General features: G+C 73.4%; 13 protein-coding genes. 6 read left to right on the top strand and 7 right to left on the bottom strand.

Annotated features, from left to right (window positions below; all coding sequences use genetic code 11):
• Window positions 1-53 precede the first annotated feature (53 nt).
• From mshA to HGB44_RS01120, 3 genes are all read left to right on the top strand, one after another.
• Entirely contained in the window at window positions 54-1,352 is a 1,299-nt protein-coding gene (gene mshA / locus HGB44_RS01130; RefSeq protein WP_061083261.1) for a D-inositol-3-phosphate glycosyltransferase, read from the top strand.
• Window positions 1,353-1,390: 38 nt separating this feature from the next.
• Complete coding sequence (locus tag HGB44_RS01125; RefSeq protein WP_061083271.1) at window positions 1,391-1,903, top strand: YbjN domain-containing protein; 513 nt, start codon at window positions 1,391-1,393, stop codon at window positions 1,901-1,903.
• An 80-nt stretch (window positions 1,904-1,983) separates the two neighbouring features.
• On the top strand, window positions 1,984-2,730 hold the full coding sequence (locus tag HGB44_RS01120) for a phosphoglyceromutase (RefSeq protein ID WP_061083262.1): 747 nt from the start codon (window positions 1,984-1,986) through the stop codon (window positions 2,728-2,730).
• A gap of 214 nt (window positions 2,731-2,944) precedes the next feature.
• On the opposite strand, the gene HGB44_RS01115 is transcribed toward HGB44_RS01120, so the two are convergent.
• Both HGB44_RS01115 and HGB44_RS01110 read right to left on the bottom strand, forming a co-directional pair.
• Window positions 2,945-3,307 carry a DsrE family protein gene (locus tag HGB44_RS01115; RefSeq protein WP_061083263.1) on the bottom strand — a complete coding sequence of 121 codons (363 nt, stop codon included), beginning with the start codon at window positions 3,305-3,307 and terminating at the stop codon, window positions 2,945-2,947.
• Window positions 3,308-3,321: 14 nt separating this feature from the next.
• Window positions 3,322-4,095 (bottom strand): GIDE domain-containing protein, encoded by a 774-nt coding sequence (locus HGB44_RS01110; protein ID WP_061083264.1) that lies wholly within the window; start codon window positions 4,093-4,095, stop codon window positions 3,322-3,324.
• Window positions 4,096-4,304: 209 nt separating this feature from the next.
• On the opposite strand from HGB44_RS01110, the gene HGB44_RS01105 reads away from it, so the two are divergent.
• A complete protein-coding gene (locus HGB44_RS01105; RefSeq protein WP_061083265.1) occupies window positions 4,305-4,841 on the top strand; it encodes a nitrobindin family protein in 537 nt (178 codons plus the stop codon).
• A 315-nt stretch (window positions 4,842-5,156) separates the two neighbouring features.
• Window positions 5,157-6,179 (top strand): CAF17-like 4Fe-4S cluster assembly/insertion protein YgfZ, encoded by a 1,023-nt coding sequence (gene ygfZ, locus HGB44_RS01100; RefSeq protein WP_061083266.1) that lies wholly within the window; start codon window positions 5,157-5,159, stop codon window positions 6,177-6,179.
• Here ygfZ and HGB44_RS32360 read toward each other — a convergent pair.
• From HGB44_RS32360 to HGB44_RS01075, 5 genes are all read right to left on the bottom strand, one after another.
• Window positions 6,176-6,940, bottom strand: a complete 765-nt coding sequence (locus tag HGB44_RS32360) for a DUF4352 domain-containing protein (protein ID WP_168443875.1) — start codon at window positions 6,938-6,940, stop codon at window positions 6,176-6,178. The two genes, ygfZ and HGB44_RS32360, sit on opposite strands and share 4 nt — an antisense overlap.
• Before the next feature lie 165 nt (window positions 6,941-7,105).
• A complete protein-coding gene (locus HGB44_RS01090; protein ID WP_061083268.1) occupies window positions 7,106-8,026 on the bottom strand; it encodes an NADP-dependent oxidoreductase in 921 nt (306 codons plus the stop codon).
• Window positions 8,027-8,121: 95 nt separating this feature from the next.
• Complete coding sequence (locus HGB44_RS01085) at window positions 8,122-8,832, bottom strand: type 1 glutamine amidotransferase (RefSeq protein WP_061083269.1); 711 nt, start codon at window positions 8,830-8,832, stop codon at window positions 8,122-8,124.
• 11 nt (window positions 8,833-8,843) lie between these two features.
• Complete coding sequence (locus HGB44_RS01080) at window positions 8,844-10,100, bottom strand: MurT ligase domain-containing protein (RefSeq protein WP_168443874.1); 1,257 nt, start codon at window positions 10,098-10,100, stop codon at window positions 8,844-8,846.
• A gap of 91 nt (window positions 10,101-10,191) precedes the next feature.
• On the bottom strand, window positions 10,192-12,342 hold the full coding sequence (locus HGB44_RS01075) for a hypothetical protein (RefSeq protein WP_394327814.1): 2,151 nt from the start codon (window positions 12,340-12,342) through the stop codon (window positions 10,192-10,194).
• Window positions 12,343-13,061: 719 nt separating this feature from the next.
• Between HGB44_RS01075 and HGB44_RS01070 the strand changes: the two genes are divergently transcribed.
• On the top strand, window positions 13,062-13,283 hold the full coding sequence (locus tag HGB44_RS01070) for a hypothetical protein (RefSeq protein ID WP_061081128.1): 222 nt from the start codon (window positions 13,062-13,064) through the stop codon (window positions 13,281-13,283).
• Window positions 13,284-13,312: the final 29 nt, after the last annotated feature.

The raw sequence follows: 13,312 nt of genomic DNA, 5'->3' as shown, positions 1-13,312 counted from the left end.
CCTTCGTCGCTGTTGACGACAGCGGCTGCGCACACGACCTGAAGGGACCTCCGGTGTCTGGAATCGTTCCCGTGGGAGAGCAGACGGCGGTCCCGTCCCGGGTCGCGACCGTCAGTCTGCACACCTCCCCGCTCGACCAGCCCGGCACCGGCGACGCCGGAGGCCTGAACGTGTACGTGGTCGAGGTGGCCCGGCGCATGGCCGAACGCGGCGTGGCCGTGGACGTGTTCACCCGCGCGACCCGGGCCGACCTTCCCCCGGTGGTGGAACTCGCCCCGGGTGTGAACGTGCGGCACGTGCCCGCCGGGCCCTACGGCCACCTGGACAAGACCGCCCTCGCCGAGCACCTGTGTCCGTTCATCTTCGGGATGCTGCGGGCCGAGGCGCAGAACGAGCCCGACCACTACGACCTCGTGCACGGGCACTACTGGCTGTCCGGCCAGGCCGGTGTGGTGGCCGCCCGACGCTGGGGCGTGCCCCTGGTGCAGTCCATGCACACCATGGCACGGGTGAAGAACGCCTCCCTGGCCGAAGGTGACGCCCCCGAGCCCGAGGCGCGGCTGCGCGGGGAGGACCAGCTGGTCCGCCAGGCCGACCGGCTCATCGCCAACACCGACGACGAGGCCCGCCAGCTCCGGGAGCACTACGGCGCCCGCGACGGCCAGATCAGCGTCATCCCCCCGGGCGTGGACCTGGAGGTGTTCAGCCCCGGTTCGCGCCGGGACGCGCTGGCGCGGATCGGGCTGCCCGCGGGTACCGAACTCCTGCTGTTCGTGGGGCGCGTGCAGCGGTTGAAGGCCCCCGACGTGCTCATCCGGGCCGCAGCCGCGCTGCTGGAGCGCGACCCCTCGCTGCGTTCGCGCCTGGTGGTGGGTGTGGTCGGCGGCCTGTCGGGCGGCGGGATGCGCGAGCCCGGGATGCTCACCGACCTGGCCCGCTCCCTGGGCGTGGCGGACGTGGTGCGGATCGAGCCTCCGCAGAGCCGCGAGCGGCTGGCCGACTACTACCGCGCGGCCGCGGTGACCGTGGTGCCGTCCTACTCGGAGTCGTTCGGCCTGGTGGCGGTGGAGTCGCAGGCGTGCGGCACCCCGGTCCTGGCCGCGCGCGTGGGCGGCCTGACCACGGCCGTGGCGGACGGGATCTCCGGGGTCCTGGTGCGGGGGCACAACCCGGACGACTACGCGGCCGAGCTGCACCGGATGATCGCCGAACCGGCGTGGCGTGCCAAGCTGGCGACGGCGGCACCCGAGCACGCCGCCACCCTGGGCTGGTCGCGGACCGTCGACGAACTGCTGGACGTGTACCGGGCGAGCACCGCCCCCCGCGAGCTGCCCCTGGCGGCGTGCCGGTGACCGAGGAGGAGGGGACGTACGAGGTGGACAGGGACGCTGTGGACAGGAACGCCGCCCGCGACGCCGCGGCCAAGGCGATCTCCTCGGCCGTGGCGGAGGCCGGGCTGGAGGTGGAGCGCCCCCGCGAGGGGTCGTTCCTGGTCACGCTGCCGGGGAAGGCCAAGCTCAAGACCCTGGTGTGGCTGGAGGTGGGGCCGCACAGCCTCACCCTGACGTCGTTCTTCTGCCGCCAGCCCGACGAGAACCACGCCGACTTCTACCTGTGGCTGATGCGCCGCAGCGCCGACATGTACGGGATGGCCTTCGTCGCGGACGAGGCCGGCGACGTCTACGTCCGCGGCCGCCTGCCGCTGGAGGGCGTCACCCCGGACGAGGTCGACCGGCTGCTGGGATGCGTGCTCACCTACTCGGACGAGAACTTCAACGGCGCGCTGGAGCGCGGGTTCGCGTCGGCCATCCGCAAGGAGTGGCGCTGGCGCGCCGAGCGCGGCCACGACATGCGCAACCTTCGGGCGTTCGCGCACCTGGTCGAGCCCCGGGACGAGGGGTAGGCCGCCTCGGTCCCGTCCGCACCCCGCAAGCGGGCGGGCGGACGCCCGAGCGCGGCACCCGGGTGGCTAGGCTTGCCCCCATGGGAACTCTGGTACTGCTGCGACACGGTGAGAGCGTCTGGAACGCGAAGGGCCTGTTCACCGGATGGGTGGACGTGGACCTGTCCGCGACGGGTGAGGAGGAGGCCCGCAGGGGCGGCGAGCTGCTCAAGGAGGCCGGCGTACGGCCGGACGTGGTCTACACCTCCCTGCTCAAGCGTGCGATCCGCACCGCGAACCTCGCCCTGGAGACCGCCGACCTGCACTGGCTGCCGGTCGAGCGCACCTGGCGCCTCAACGAGCGCCACTACGGCGCCCTGCAGGGCAAGGACAAGGCGCAGACGCGCGAGGAGTACGGCGAAGAGCAGTTCATGATCTGGCGCCGCTCCTACGACACCCCGCCGCCGCCCATCGCGGACGGCGACACCTACTCGCAGGCCGGTGACGTCCGCTACGGCGAACTGCCGCCGGAGCTGCTGCCGCGCACCGAGTGCCTCAAGGACGTGCTGGAGCGCGCCCTGCCGTACTGGTACGACTCGATCGTGCCGGACCTGGCCGCGGGCAAGGCGGTGCTGGTCGCCGCGCACGGCAACTCGCTGCGCGCGCTGGTCAAGCACCTGGACGGCGTCAGCGACGCCGACATCGCCGGACTGAACATCCCGACGGGCATCCCGCTGCGCTACGACCTGGACGACCAGTTCAAGCCGACCAACCCCGGCGGCACCTACCTCGACCCGGAGGCGGCCAAGTCCGCCATCGAGGCCGTCGCCAACCAGGGCAAGAAGTAGGACGCCGAAGCTCCCCTCCGCTCTTGTGCCCGCGCCACCGTCGGTGGTGCGGGCACACCGCTGTCCGGGGTCGGGCGGGGATGCCGGGGTCCGGGGCCCGGCAGCGCGGGGCATGCCGAGGCGGGCGGAGGCCGGGCCTCCCCCTCTGCCAGGCCGGGGCCGTGCACGGGATTCGCGCAGAGCCGGTCGCGGCCTGTGGACGACGCCGGACGCCTCAGTAGACGAGGGCCTGCGCGCCCTCCTGGACGGCCTCCTCGACGAAGGACGGCGCCCCGGCGATGCGCACGCCCTCGATCAGGTCGTCCCCGGTCAGGTCGCGTCGGGCGGCGCACTGGGTGCACACCGTCACCCGACCCGCGGCGAGCACCGCGTCGAGCAGGTCCTTGAGGGGGGCGGTGTGCGGGAGGGAGAACCGCTCGGCACGACCGGGGACCGCGAACCACGCCGACTCACCGGTCAGCCAGAGGGAGACCCCGACGCCGCTGGCCAGGGCGGCGGCGGCCACCGTGAACGCCTGGTTGCACCGCTCGGGATCGTCCTCCCCGGCGGTGACCTTGATCACCAAGGAACGAGACATGCCCGCCAGCCTACTCAGAGCGCGGCCGCGGTCAGCACCGCGCCCGCGATCGAGCAGACCGCGAGGGCGACGGTGAGCACCAGGGCCTCGGTGCGGCGCGGGGAGATCCGCACCGGCTGGTCGTCCACACCGTGCTCGATGCTGAGCGCTCCGTCCTCGGAGGCGGCCAGGACCACGCGGCCCTCGCGCACCTGGACCCGGCCCGTGACGCGGATGCGTGCGCCCGGCCGGATCACCCACTCCCGGTACTCGAACTCGATGGTCTCGCCCCGGAAGACTCCCGAGATGCGGCCGCGCACGCGGGGCAGCAGGTCGTCCGCGGGTGAGGCCACACCCGGCTGCGGGCGGCCCACCACGCGCTTGAGACACAACTCGGCGCCCCGCGGCTCGGTGTCGCCCGGGTCGACGAAGATCCGGTTGCCGTCGCCGGGGCGGCCCTCGGCGACGATGCCGAACAGGTCCTCGGAACCGTAGTCGGCGATGGAGTCGCAGGCCCGTTCGCGGACCGCGCCCTCGACCGGGTCGCGGTTGAGGGGCCAGTAGTGGCGCAGCACCTCGTGGCCGTGCCAGACGCACTCGGCACCGGCCAGACCGGAGGAGAGGGGGCCGTCGGGACCGGGGGCCGCGACGCCGGTGAGCGTGACGCGCTGCCCCTCGTTGGCCGCCAGCACGCCCGGGCGCAGCTGGGCCAGTCCCCGCTGGCGCAGCCAGCGCCGCAGGGCGATCACGGTCAGGGGGAGGAGGACCACCGCGGCCACGAGCAGCGCCGAACCGATCACCAGTAACACAGGCCGCCCCTTTGGAAAACGCGTCGGAGGTCTAGGCGCGGTCGGCAGAACACGCCCCGTGGCCGCACCGCGCTGCTGACAATCTTTACCAGTTCTCCGGGAAAGCGGGGCCAATTGGGCATGTCCAGACCGGGGCCGGGGAGTGGCGGTCGCCACGGTGCGCCGTCGGCGGTCACCGCCGCCTCCAGCCGCCGCTACGCTCTGGGGATATGGACGCTGACGTACACCCCGATCTGGCGAAACTGTCCTTCCTGCTCGGCCGTTGGGAGGGCGTGGGCGTCGCCGGCTACGCCGACGTGGAGGAGTTCCAGTTCGGCCAGGAGATCGAGTTCGCGCACAACGCGGGCCTGCCCTACCTGACCTTCACCAGCAGGGCCTGGCGGATGACCCCGGAGGGCACCCGCGGTGAGCTGGTCACCGAGGAGTCGGGGTACTGGCGGGTGCGGCCCGAGACGGGCGCGGAGCCCGAGGAGGGCGAGCCCGTCGTGCACCTGGAGGTGCTGATCGCGCACCCCGAGGGCTTCAACGAGGTGTACCTGGGCAACGTGTTCGCGAACCGGGTGGAGATGTCCACCGACGCGGTGGTGCACACCGAGACCGGGATCGACGCGACCGCCTCGCACCGGCTGTACGGCCTGTTCGGCGACAACCGGGAGACGCTGGGATACGCCTGGGACCTGGCCGCGCGCGGCCACAGTCTGCGCTCGTACATGTCGGCACAGCTCAAGAGGGTCGGCGCGAAGTAGCCGGGCCCGGGCACGGGCAGACCCCGGGCTGCTCCCGCCGCTGGGGCGGGGCCGGTCGGACGAGTTCCGGCGGCCCGGGGTCCGGGTGTCCGTCTGGGATTCGCTGCGAACGACGTCGCGCGAACGCGAGCGTCGTCCTAGCGGACGGCCACCTCGCCAGTCCTAAGATCAACCATCTCTTGGACCACCTCCTTTCTTGCGTGCCTCCGACACTACGTCCCGTGCCGGAGGCGGGGCAAATGTTTTTTCTGTGCGCGAAACCGCAGGTGGGGACGGCGTTTCCGACCTCTTGGCGGGGCGACTAGTCTCGGCGGTATGACTTCGCCGCTGCTGAGCACACCGGGCGCCGTGAGCGCCGAGTCCCCCGACGCCGGAGTCGCCGCGCACTACGGCGACCCCGCGCACGAGGGACGCGCCATCGAACGTTCGAGCGCGTGGGTCGACCGGAGCAACCGGGGCGTGGTGCGGGTGACCGGCCCCGACCGCCTGGGCTGGCTCAACGACCTCACCAGCCAGCTGACCCGGGGCCTGGCCCCGGGGACCGCCACCGAGGCGCTGGTCCTGGACACCAAGGGGCACCTGCGGCACCACCTGTCGCTGGTGGACGACGGCGAGGCCACCTGGATCCACACCGAGCCGGAGGGCGGCGCGGAGCTGGCGGGGTTCCTCGACTCGATGCGGTTCATGCTGCGTGTCGAGGTGGAGGACCTGAGCGGTTCCCACGCGGTGCTGAGCGTGCTCGGCCCGGACCGCGCCAAGGCCGTGGAGGCCGCGTCGCTCGGTGACGTGCCCGTGCGCGCGGCCGAGGGCGAGACCGACCTGTTCCTGCCCGCCGAACGGCTCGTCGGGGCCGCCGAGGCGCTCACGGCGGCCGGGGTGCGCCCGGCGGGCATGTGGGCCCACGAGGCGAACCGGATCGCGGAGCACCGGGTGCGCGCGGGACTGGACACCGACGAGCGCACCATCCCGCACGAGGTGGACTGGGTGGGCCGCGCGGTGCACCTGGAGAAGGGCTGCTACCCGGGTCAGGAGACGGTGGCGCGGGTGCACAACCTGGGCCGTCCGCCGCGGCGACTGATCATGCTGCACCTGGACGGCACCGCCGAGCGCCTGCCGGAGGTGGGTGCCTCCATCGAGCTGGACGGGCGCTCCGTGGGCCGGGTGGGCACGTCGGCCCGCCACCACGAGCTGGGGCCGATCGCCCTGGGCGTGGTCAAGCGCGCGGCTCCCACCGACGCCGACCTGGTGGTGGACGGCATCGCCGCCGGGCAGGAGGTCGTGGTGGACCCCGACACGGGCGCCAACGCCAAGATCGAGCTGCGCCGCCGTCCGCGTTAGGCGGGTTCGAGGAGGCCGCGTCCGCCGATGTGGACCTCGGCGAACTCGGTCCCGGTCGGCGCCAGGAACAGGATGTGGGTGGTGACGCTCTCCCCCGGGTTGATCTCGTCCCAGAAGTAGTCCCACGCCACGACGATCTCGGCGTCGACGTCGTTGGCGTACTCCAGGCCCTCGGTGGTCACGCCGATGGTCCCGTAGCTGTCGAAGACCGCGGGCGCGGATCCCTGGTTGGTGACGTCGAGCCGGTAGACGTGGAACTCGGAGTCCGGGGGCGCGGTGGTGGACGACCCCATCCCGTCGGTGACGGTGGTGTCGGTGTAGGCCGCCTCCACCTCCACCAGGAAGGTGTCGAAGACGGCGGAGGCCCCGTTGTAGGACTCCGGCGGTACCGACTGCGGGTCGGGGTCCGCCTCGCCCGCGGGCGGTTCCTCCTGCCCGGGCCCGGGTTCGGGCGCGGTGGGGTCAGGTGCGGAAGGGTCCGGTGGGGCCGGGTTCGGCGTGGCGGGACCCGGTGCCGGGGGGTCCGGCGCCGATGGATCCGGTGTGGCGGGCTCCTGGGCGGTGCCGGGCCCGGGTTCCGGCTCTTCCAGGACCAACCGGGCCTCGGGGAGCGGGGCGCTCTCCAACGAGACCACGGTGGCGACGCACCCGGCTCCGGCCAGGAGGACGGCGACGGGTGCGGCCAGGGCCCGTACGACGGAGCCGGGCCCTCTGGACGGTGGTGGGTGACGGCCGCTGGTGCTCATGCTGGTGTGACGCACGGCACGCGCGGTTCATTCCGCTCCGGGGCGCCTTCTGCCTGGTGGGGCCAGATGGCCCCGCCCGGCCAGCGCCTTCCTGGTCTCGCCCCCGGCTGAAAGCGGAGATGTCGCTGACGACAGGGGCCCGGCCGGTGCGGCCGGGCCCCTCGGGCGGATCGGGGCCGATCAGACGGTGAGGACGATCTTTCCCCGGGTGCGTCCGGCCTGGCTCAGGCGCCAGGCCTCGGCCGCCTCGGACAGCGGGAACTCGCGGTCCACGTGCACGGTGAGTCTGCCGTCGTCGGCCAGGCGTGCCAGCTCGGCGAGGCCCTCGGAGTCCGGGCGCACCCACAGCCAGTGCCCGCCCAGCTCCTGGACGTTCGGGTCGGCGATGGACACGATCCGTGCGGGGCCGCCCGCCAGCGGCAGTGACTCCTCGGCCACTCCCCCGCCGACGAAGTCGAGCACCGCGTCGACGCCCTCCGGTGCCAGGGCACGGACCCGGTCGACGAGGCCGTCCCCGTAGACCACGGGCTCGGCGCCCAGGGAGCGCAGGAAGTCGTGGTTGCGCTCGCTGGCGGTACCGATGACGCGTGCGCCGCGGGCGACGGCGATCTGGACGCCGAACGCTCCGACACCGCCAGCCGCGGCGTGGACGAGCACCGTGTCACCGGAGCTGACCCCCGCCCGTTCGAGTGACTGGAGGGCGGTGAGGCCCGCCAGCGGGACGCCGGCGGTCTCCTGCCAGCTCAGCGACTCCGGCTTGGGCGCGAGCATGCGCACGCTGGCCGACACCAGCTCGGCGTAGGTGCCGTTCTTGGCCCAGTCCTTGCGGGCGTAGCCGTAGACCTCGTCACCGACCTCGTACTCGTGCGCGTCGGGTCCGACCGCCTCGACGACACCGGCGACGTCCCAGCCGGGGACGAGCGGGAAGTCCGCCTCGATGAGGGCGTCCAAACCGCCCGCCGCGAGCTTCCAGTCCACCGGGTTGACCCCCGCGGCCCGTACCCGGATGAGGACCTCGCTCGGGGCGACCTTCGGGTCGGGAAGGTCCACCAGGGCGAGGTCGTCGACCGATCCGTACTGCTGTAGTGCGATTGCCTTCATACACACAACAGCGGTCACGTCCCGGAGTTCATTCCATACGGGAGGACGCGAGGGGCCCGTCGGGACGTACCCGTCGGGCCCCTCGGGACGCGGTGTCAGCGCATGGCGGCGGCGAGGCGCTCGTCGTGCAGGCGCTCACCCCAGGAGGGGGCGAGCGGGGCCACCTGGCCCACACGCCAGCGCAGCAGGAGGTCGGCCAGCTCCGGGTTGCGCGGCAGGGCCGGGCCGTGCAGGTAGGTGCCCAGCACCTGGCCCTGGTAGGCGCCCTCGGTGCGGTCGTCGTTGCCGATGCCGCGCACCGTGGTGGACAGCGGCCGGGCCGAGGGGCCGATGGCCGTGCGGCCCTGGTGGTTCTCGAAGCCGGTGATCCGTCCCACGCCCAGGGCCGGGTCCACGTCCGCGACGATCTCGCCGACCGCGCGGGTCTGGCCGCGGCCGCTGCGGATGTCGATGATGCCCACGCCGGGAAGCGGGTTGGCCTCGTCGTCGCCGTAGGTCTCGCCGATGATCTGGTATCCGGCGCACACCGCGAAGACGCAGGCGCCGCGGGCGGCGGCGCGGGCCAGGCCGCCGTCGGCGCGCAGGCGCTCGGCGGCCAGGATCTGCGGCCGGTCCTCGCCGCCGCCGAGCAGGTAGATGTCGCCCTGCTCGGGAACGGAGTCGCTGGAGTGGACGTGCACGATCTCGGTGGGGATGCCGCGCAGCTCGGCGCGGCGCTTGAGGATCAGGACGTTGCCCTGGTCCCCGTAGGTGCTCAGCAGGTCGGGGTAGATCCACACGATCCGCAGGGCGCTGGTGTTCGTCATGGGTGGTCTCCCTACTGGACGCGGCCGTACGCCGTGCGGATCTGCTGGAAGGCGGTGTAGTTGGCGATGAGGTCGACCTTGGTGATTTCGGGCTGGTCGGCCTTGATGCGGCCCAGGGCCTCGTCGACCCGGTCGGCCACCTCGAACCGCACGCCGTCGGTCTCCAGGCGCAGCGCGAGGTCGGTGCGGCGCTCGCCCATGACGAACACGCGGCGACCGCGAAGGACGGTGTAGTCCACGTCCCACAGCCAGGAGGTGTCCTTGCCGTCGGGGACCTGCGCGTTGACCGAGAGGATCACCGGGGTGCGGGGCGGGTCGAGGACGGCGAAGGACTCCAGCCATCCGGCGGGGTTCTTGGAGAGCAGCAGCCGCACCTCGACGCCCATGGTCACCACGGAGGTGTAGCGGCCCGCGACGGAGGTGATCTCGCGCAGCCGCTCCACGGTGCGCTCGGGGTGGATGCCGTACCCGGCGGCGGTGGCGGCGGCGATCGCGGCGTTGGAGCGGTTGGCGTCACCGGGCAGGTTCAGCCGCAGCTTGATGCTCTGCCCCTCCGGGGTGACGAGGGAGTCGGAGGCGTTGTCCACGGCCCAGGTGGTCGAGGGGCGGGTCAGTCCGCACTCGGGGCAGGCCCAGTACGGGTCCACGTCGCGCTTGAGGTGGCCGCCGCACTCGGGGCAGCACCAGGAGTCCTCCTTCCAGCGCTGTCCCGCGGACACCCAGGTGGCGTTGGGCGCGCCCAGGCCCGCCCAGGCCACGAGCGGGTCGTCGGCGTTGGCGATGACGTGGGCGTTGCTCTTGCCCAGCGCGAGGCGCCACTTCTTGGCGAGCAGGTTGATCTCGGAGGCGCGGTCCATCTGGTCACGGCTGAGGTTCATCAGCACCACGAACGCGGGCTGCGTGGCGAGCAGCACCTGCGGGAGGTACTTCTCGTCCACCTCCAGCACGCCGTTGACGGCGGACTGGTTGTCCGACAGCGCCGTGATGTGCCCGGTGGGCATGTTCGCGCCGTGCTCGTTGGTGGCCACGTCGCCGAACTCGCGCAGGGCGTGCGAGATGAGCCTGGTGGTGGTGGTCTTGCCGTTGGTGGCGCTGACCAGGGTGAGCCTGCGCCCCCGGGCGAGCTTGGCGAGCAGGTCGGGTTCGACCTTGAGCGCCACCCGGCCGCCGATGACGGAGCCGTCTCCGCGTCCGGTGGCACGGGACAGGCTGGCCGCGCTCCTTCCCAGAACCGATGCCAGTTGGGCGCGCAGGGGAAGCTCGCTCATCTACTCTCCAGTAAGTGCTGGACCGCCCGCGCCGTTCGCTCCTGGGAGGCGGCGGGCGGTGTGTCGGGCCAAGCCTAGTGTCCACCCGGGGTCAGACCCGCCAGTCCAACCTCTCGGGCGGCGGCCCCAGGTTGGGCGGCACCCCTTCGTCGACGGCCCCCGGCGGCGCGGGAGACCCGTCCGCGGCGGCGGTGCCGTCGGGTGTGTCGGTCGGGGCGGTGGGATCCGCGGTCGGCACGCGGGGGCGGCCGCCTGCGGTACCGCGGCCCCTCGCGGCTCCGGCCGCGGCGCCACCGTCTCCAACGCCCGGTGTGTTACCGGCGTTCCGAGAGTCGTCCACCGTGGCGAGTGTGGCTGTGGACAGAGTGAGGATACCCGGGTTGGTGTCGGCCAGCACGGGACCGTCGGCGGTCAGGACCACGGCGGCCGTGGCGGGGAGCCCGCGCAGCGACTCGGCGTCCAGACCGCAGGGGCGGCCGGGGGCCGTGCCGCCGTCCCCGACTGCGGCGGACCCACCGGTACCGGCCTCCTGGACGGTGGCCCGCCCCCAGGCGGTGGCGGATCTCACATGGCGGACGAGGTCGAGGGGCGCGACCGCCGCCGCGGCGTTGCGGATCACCGCGCCGGACTCGGTGTGCGGGGAGGGGAAGAACCGGTCGTCGGCCTCCAGTTCGGCGTCGGGGTCCTCCGGCTCACCCGTGGCCGCACCGCCCACGGCCTCGCCGATCACCTCGGTGAGGCGGTGCACCCGCAGCCCGCTGGAACCGTGCCCGGTGACACCGGGCACGGCGGCCACGGCACGCCCGACGGCCTCCGCCCGATCCCCGTCCTGGCGCATCACCACCGGCAGGCAGGCGGGGTCGGAGAACCGGGCGAGCGCGGCGGAGACCGCGGTGCGGAACATCAGGACCACCTCGACCCCGCCGTCGGCGGCCGCGGAGAGGACCTGGTCGACCTCGTCCTCGGGAAGGGACTCGGCGCCGCAGACCACGACGGTGCGGGTCCGGTCCGGGCGCACGCGGGGGCGCACGCCGTCCGCGTTCCTGGGTTCGGGCGCCTCCAGCAGCTCGCTGAGCGCGGACACGGCGTAGGTGCCGTAGACGCGTGCGGCGGTCTCGCCGGAGGCCCGGTCGGTGGAGATGATCTTGACCTGCGCGTAGTCGTTGTCGTCCGCCCGGGTGCCGACGGCCTCGAAGGGGCTGAGGCGGCGCTCCAGCTCCCAGGCCCGCTCCCCGATGCGCGGCCCGTAGGCGCAGCGCTCGCGCACCCGGGTCCGCTGCCCCGGCGTGAGCAGGGCGAGCGCGGGGTCGTCCTCGGCTGCGTCATCCTCAGGGGTGAGCAGGGCGCGCAGGCCCCCGATGAGTTCGGCGATCCCGGCGTGCGGTCCCAGGACCTCCAGCAGGCGGAGCAGGAGCGTCTCGTCGGCGTCGGCCTCCGCGGCGCCTCCGGAGGCGGACGCGACCGCGGAGAGGATGCGCGCGCGCTGGCCGGCGTCCAGGTTGGTGCCCAGGGTCATCCGGGGCAGGTCGGCGGGGAGCACCCACCGGCGCGGGGCGACGGCGCAGCGGCGGGCCAGCCGGACGAGTTCGCGGGCCACGGAGCGCCCGGTGAGGTCGACCACGGTGAGGTCGCCGCCCTCGCGCAGCCGGGAGACGCCGACGGTGGCGAGCAGCGCCGACCATCCGGCGTCGTCCCCGCCCACCACGACGACGGCGCTCCTGTCGGCGGGGACGGTCACCCCGTACCAGAGCGGCTGCGCCTCGTAGGCCCGGGAGGCCGCCTGCCACTCGGTGTACCTGCGGGCGTGCTCGTGCTGTTGTTCGCGCAGGACCCGGTCGCGTTCCCGGCGTTCGGCGGCCAGGCGTTCCCTGGCCCTCTCCAGCCGGTCGGCGACGACCTGGCGGCTCTGGACGAGGGCGAAGCCGATGGGCGCGGCGATGGCGGCGCAGGCGAACACGCCGCCGAGGGCGAAGCTGCCGGGAAGGATGCGCAGGGTCCACAGCAGCGGCAGCAGCAGGGCGAGGAGGGCGAGCCCGGCCAGGGCGAAGTAGAGGGGCCGGTTGGTCTGGGCCTCGCTGTCGCGCTGGGCGGCGACCCACTCCTCGCTGACGGTCTCGGCGTCGGCCGGGGTCGGCCTCCGCGGGGCCGGTCCGGGAGGCGGCAGGAGCACGGCGTGCCGCCAGCCGACGTAGGTACGTCCTGCCTCTCCTCGGGACGCTCCTCCCGAACGGGGGTTGGGCACCGTCCGAACACCTCCTGACCAGCCGTCGCGGGGGCGGCCGGGGACTCGTTCACGCGGGGCTCCGGACCGGGCCGGAGCGTGGGCGAAATGCTGTCACCCGCCCGCCGCGCTTGTCACGGCCACGCCGGAACCGGTCACGGGCACGGAGGGTGCCGGTGAGCGCGGGTGGAGTGGCCGTCGATCTCAGTCAAGCAGCAGCGCGCACCGCTTTCCAGCCCCGCCCCGGACCTGTGGAAAACCCGCCGGGAACCCCGCGGAGGCGGAGGGGCCGCGCGCCCCGGCCCCTGCTCCCGGAGGGTCGCGCGCCGAGGGGCGCCCGTTCCCGGCACCGGTGGCGAGTCACCGCCGTGTTGGCGCCTCCCCAGGGGGCAGGGGAAGGGGGACAGAAGAAGAGAGGACGCCCCCTTTCCGAGGAGTGACCCCCCATTCCCGAACAGCTGCTGTCCACGCTCATGCTCGTCGCCGTCTTGCTCTTCCTGGTCTGCACGTGTAGCTGTATGTATCTGGGGGCCAGGTGGAACCGTCGCCGCGGTCGCCCCCGCTGGCCCGGCTCCGTCACCGATGACGCAGAGGGCATTCGTGTGCGTGGGCTGTCACGGCAGGCCCGCCGACGGGCAGACCGCGCCATACGCCGAGGCGAGACGGTGGGCGAGCCGGAATCCGCCGCGACTGTGTGTCTGCGGGCTCGCACCCGCCGACGGGCGGTGGAGAATCCCTGGATGGCGGCGGCCCAAACGAGCAACCTGCTGATGCTCGGGTTCCTCATGGTCGGCCAGAGCGCCCTGAACACGCTGCCCTTCGCCCCCGGAATCGCCGCCCTGTGCCTGGTGCTGGCGCTCTTTGTGCAGCTGCACCGGCTGTGGATACTGCGGCGCACGGCCATCGCCGTCGAGCTCAACCTCCCCCTGGCCGAGAAGGACCGGGAGGAGACCCCGGACTGAGGGTCCCGGGGACTGGACCCTGGGAGGGA

Source organism: Nocardiopsis alborubida (assembly GCF_012396365.1).
Classification (GTDB): domain Bacteria; phylum Actinomycetota; class Actinomycetes; order Streptosporangiales; family Streptosporangiaceae; genus Nocardiopsis; species Nocardiopsis alborubida.
Note: the sequence above shows the minus strand (reverse complement) of the source record. Positions and strands in the feature narration are given on the sequence as shown.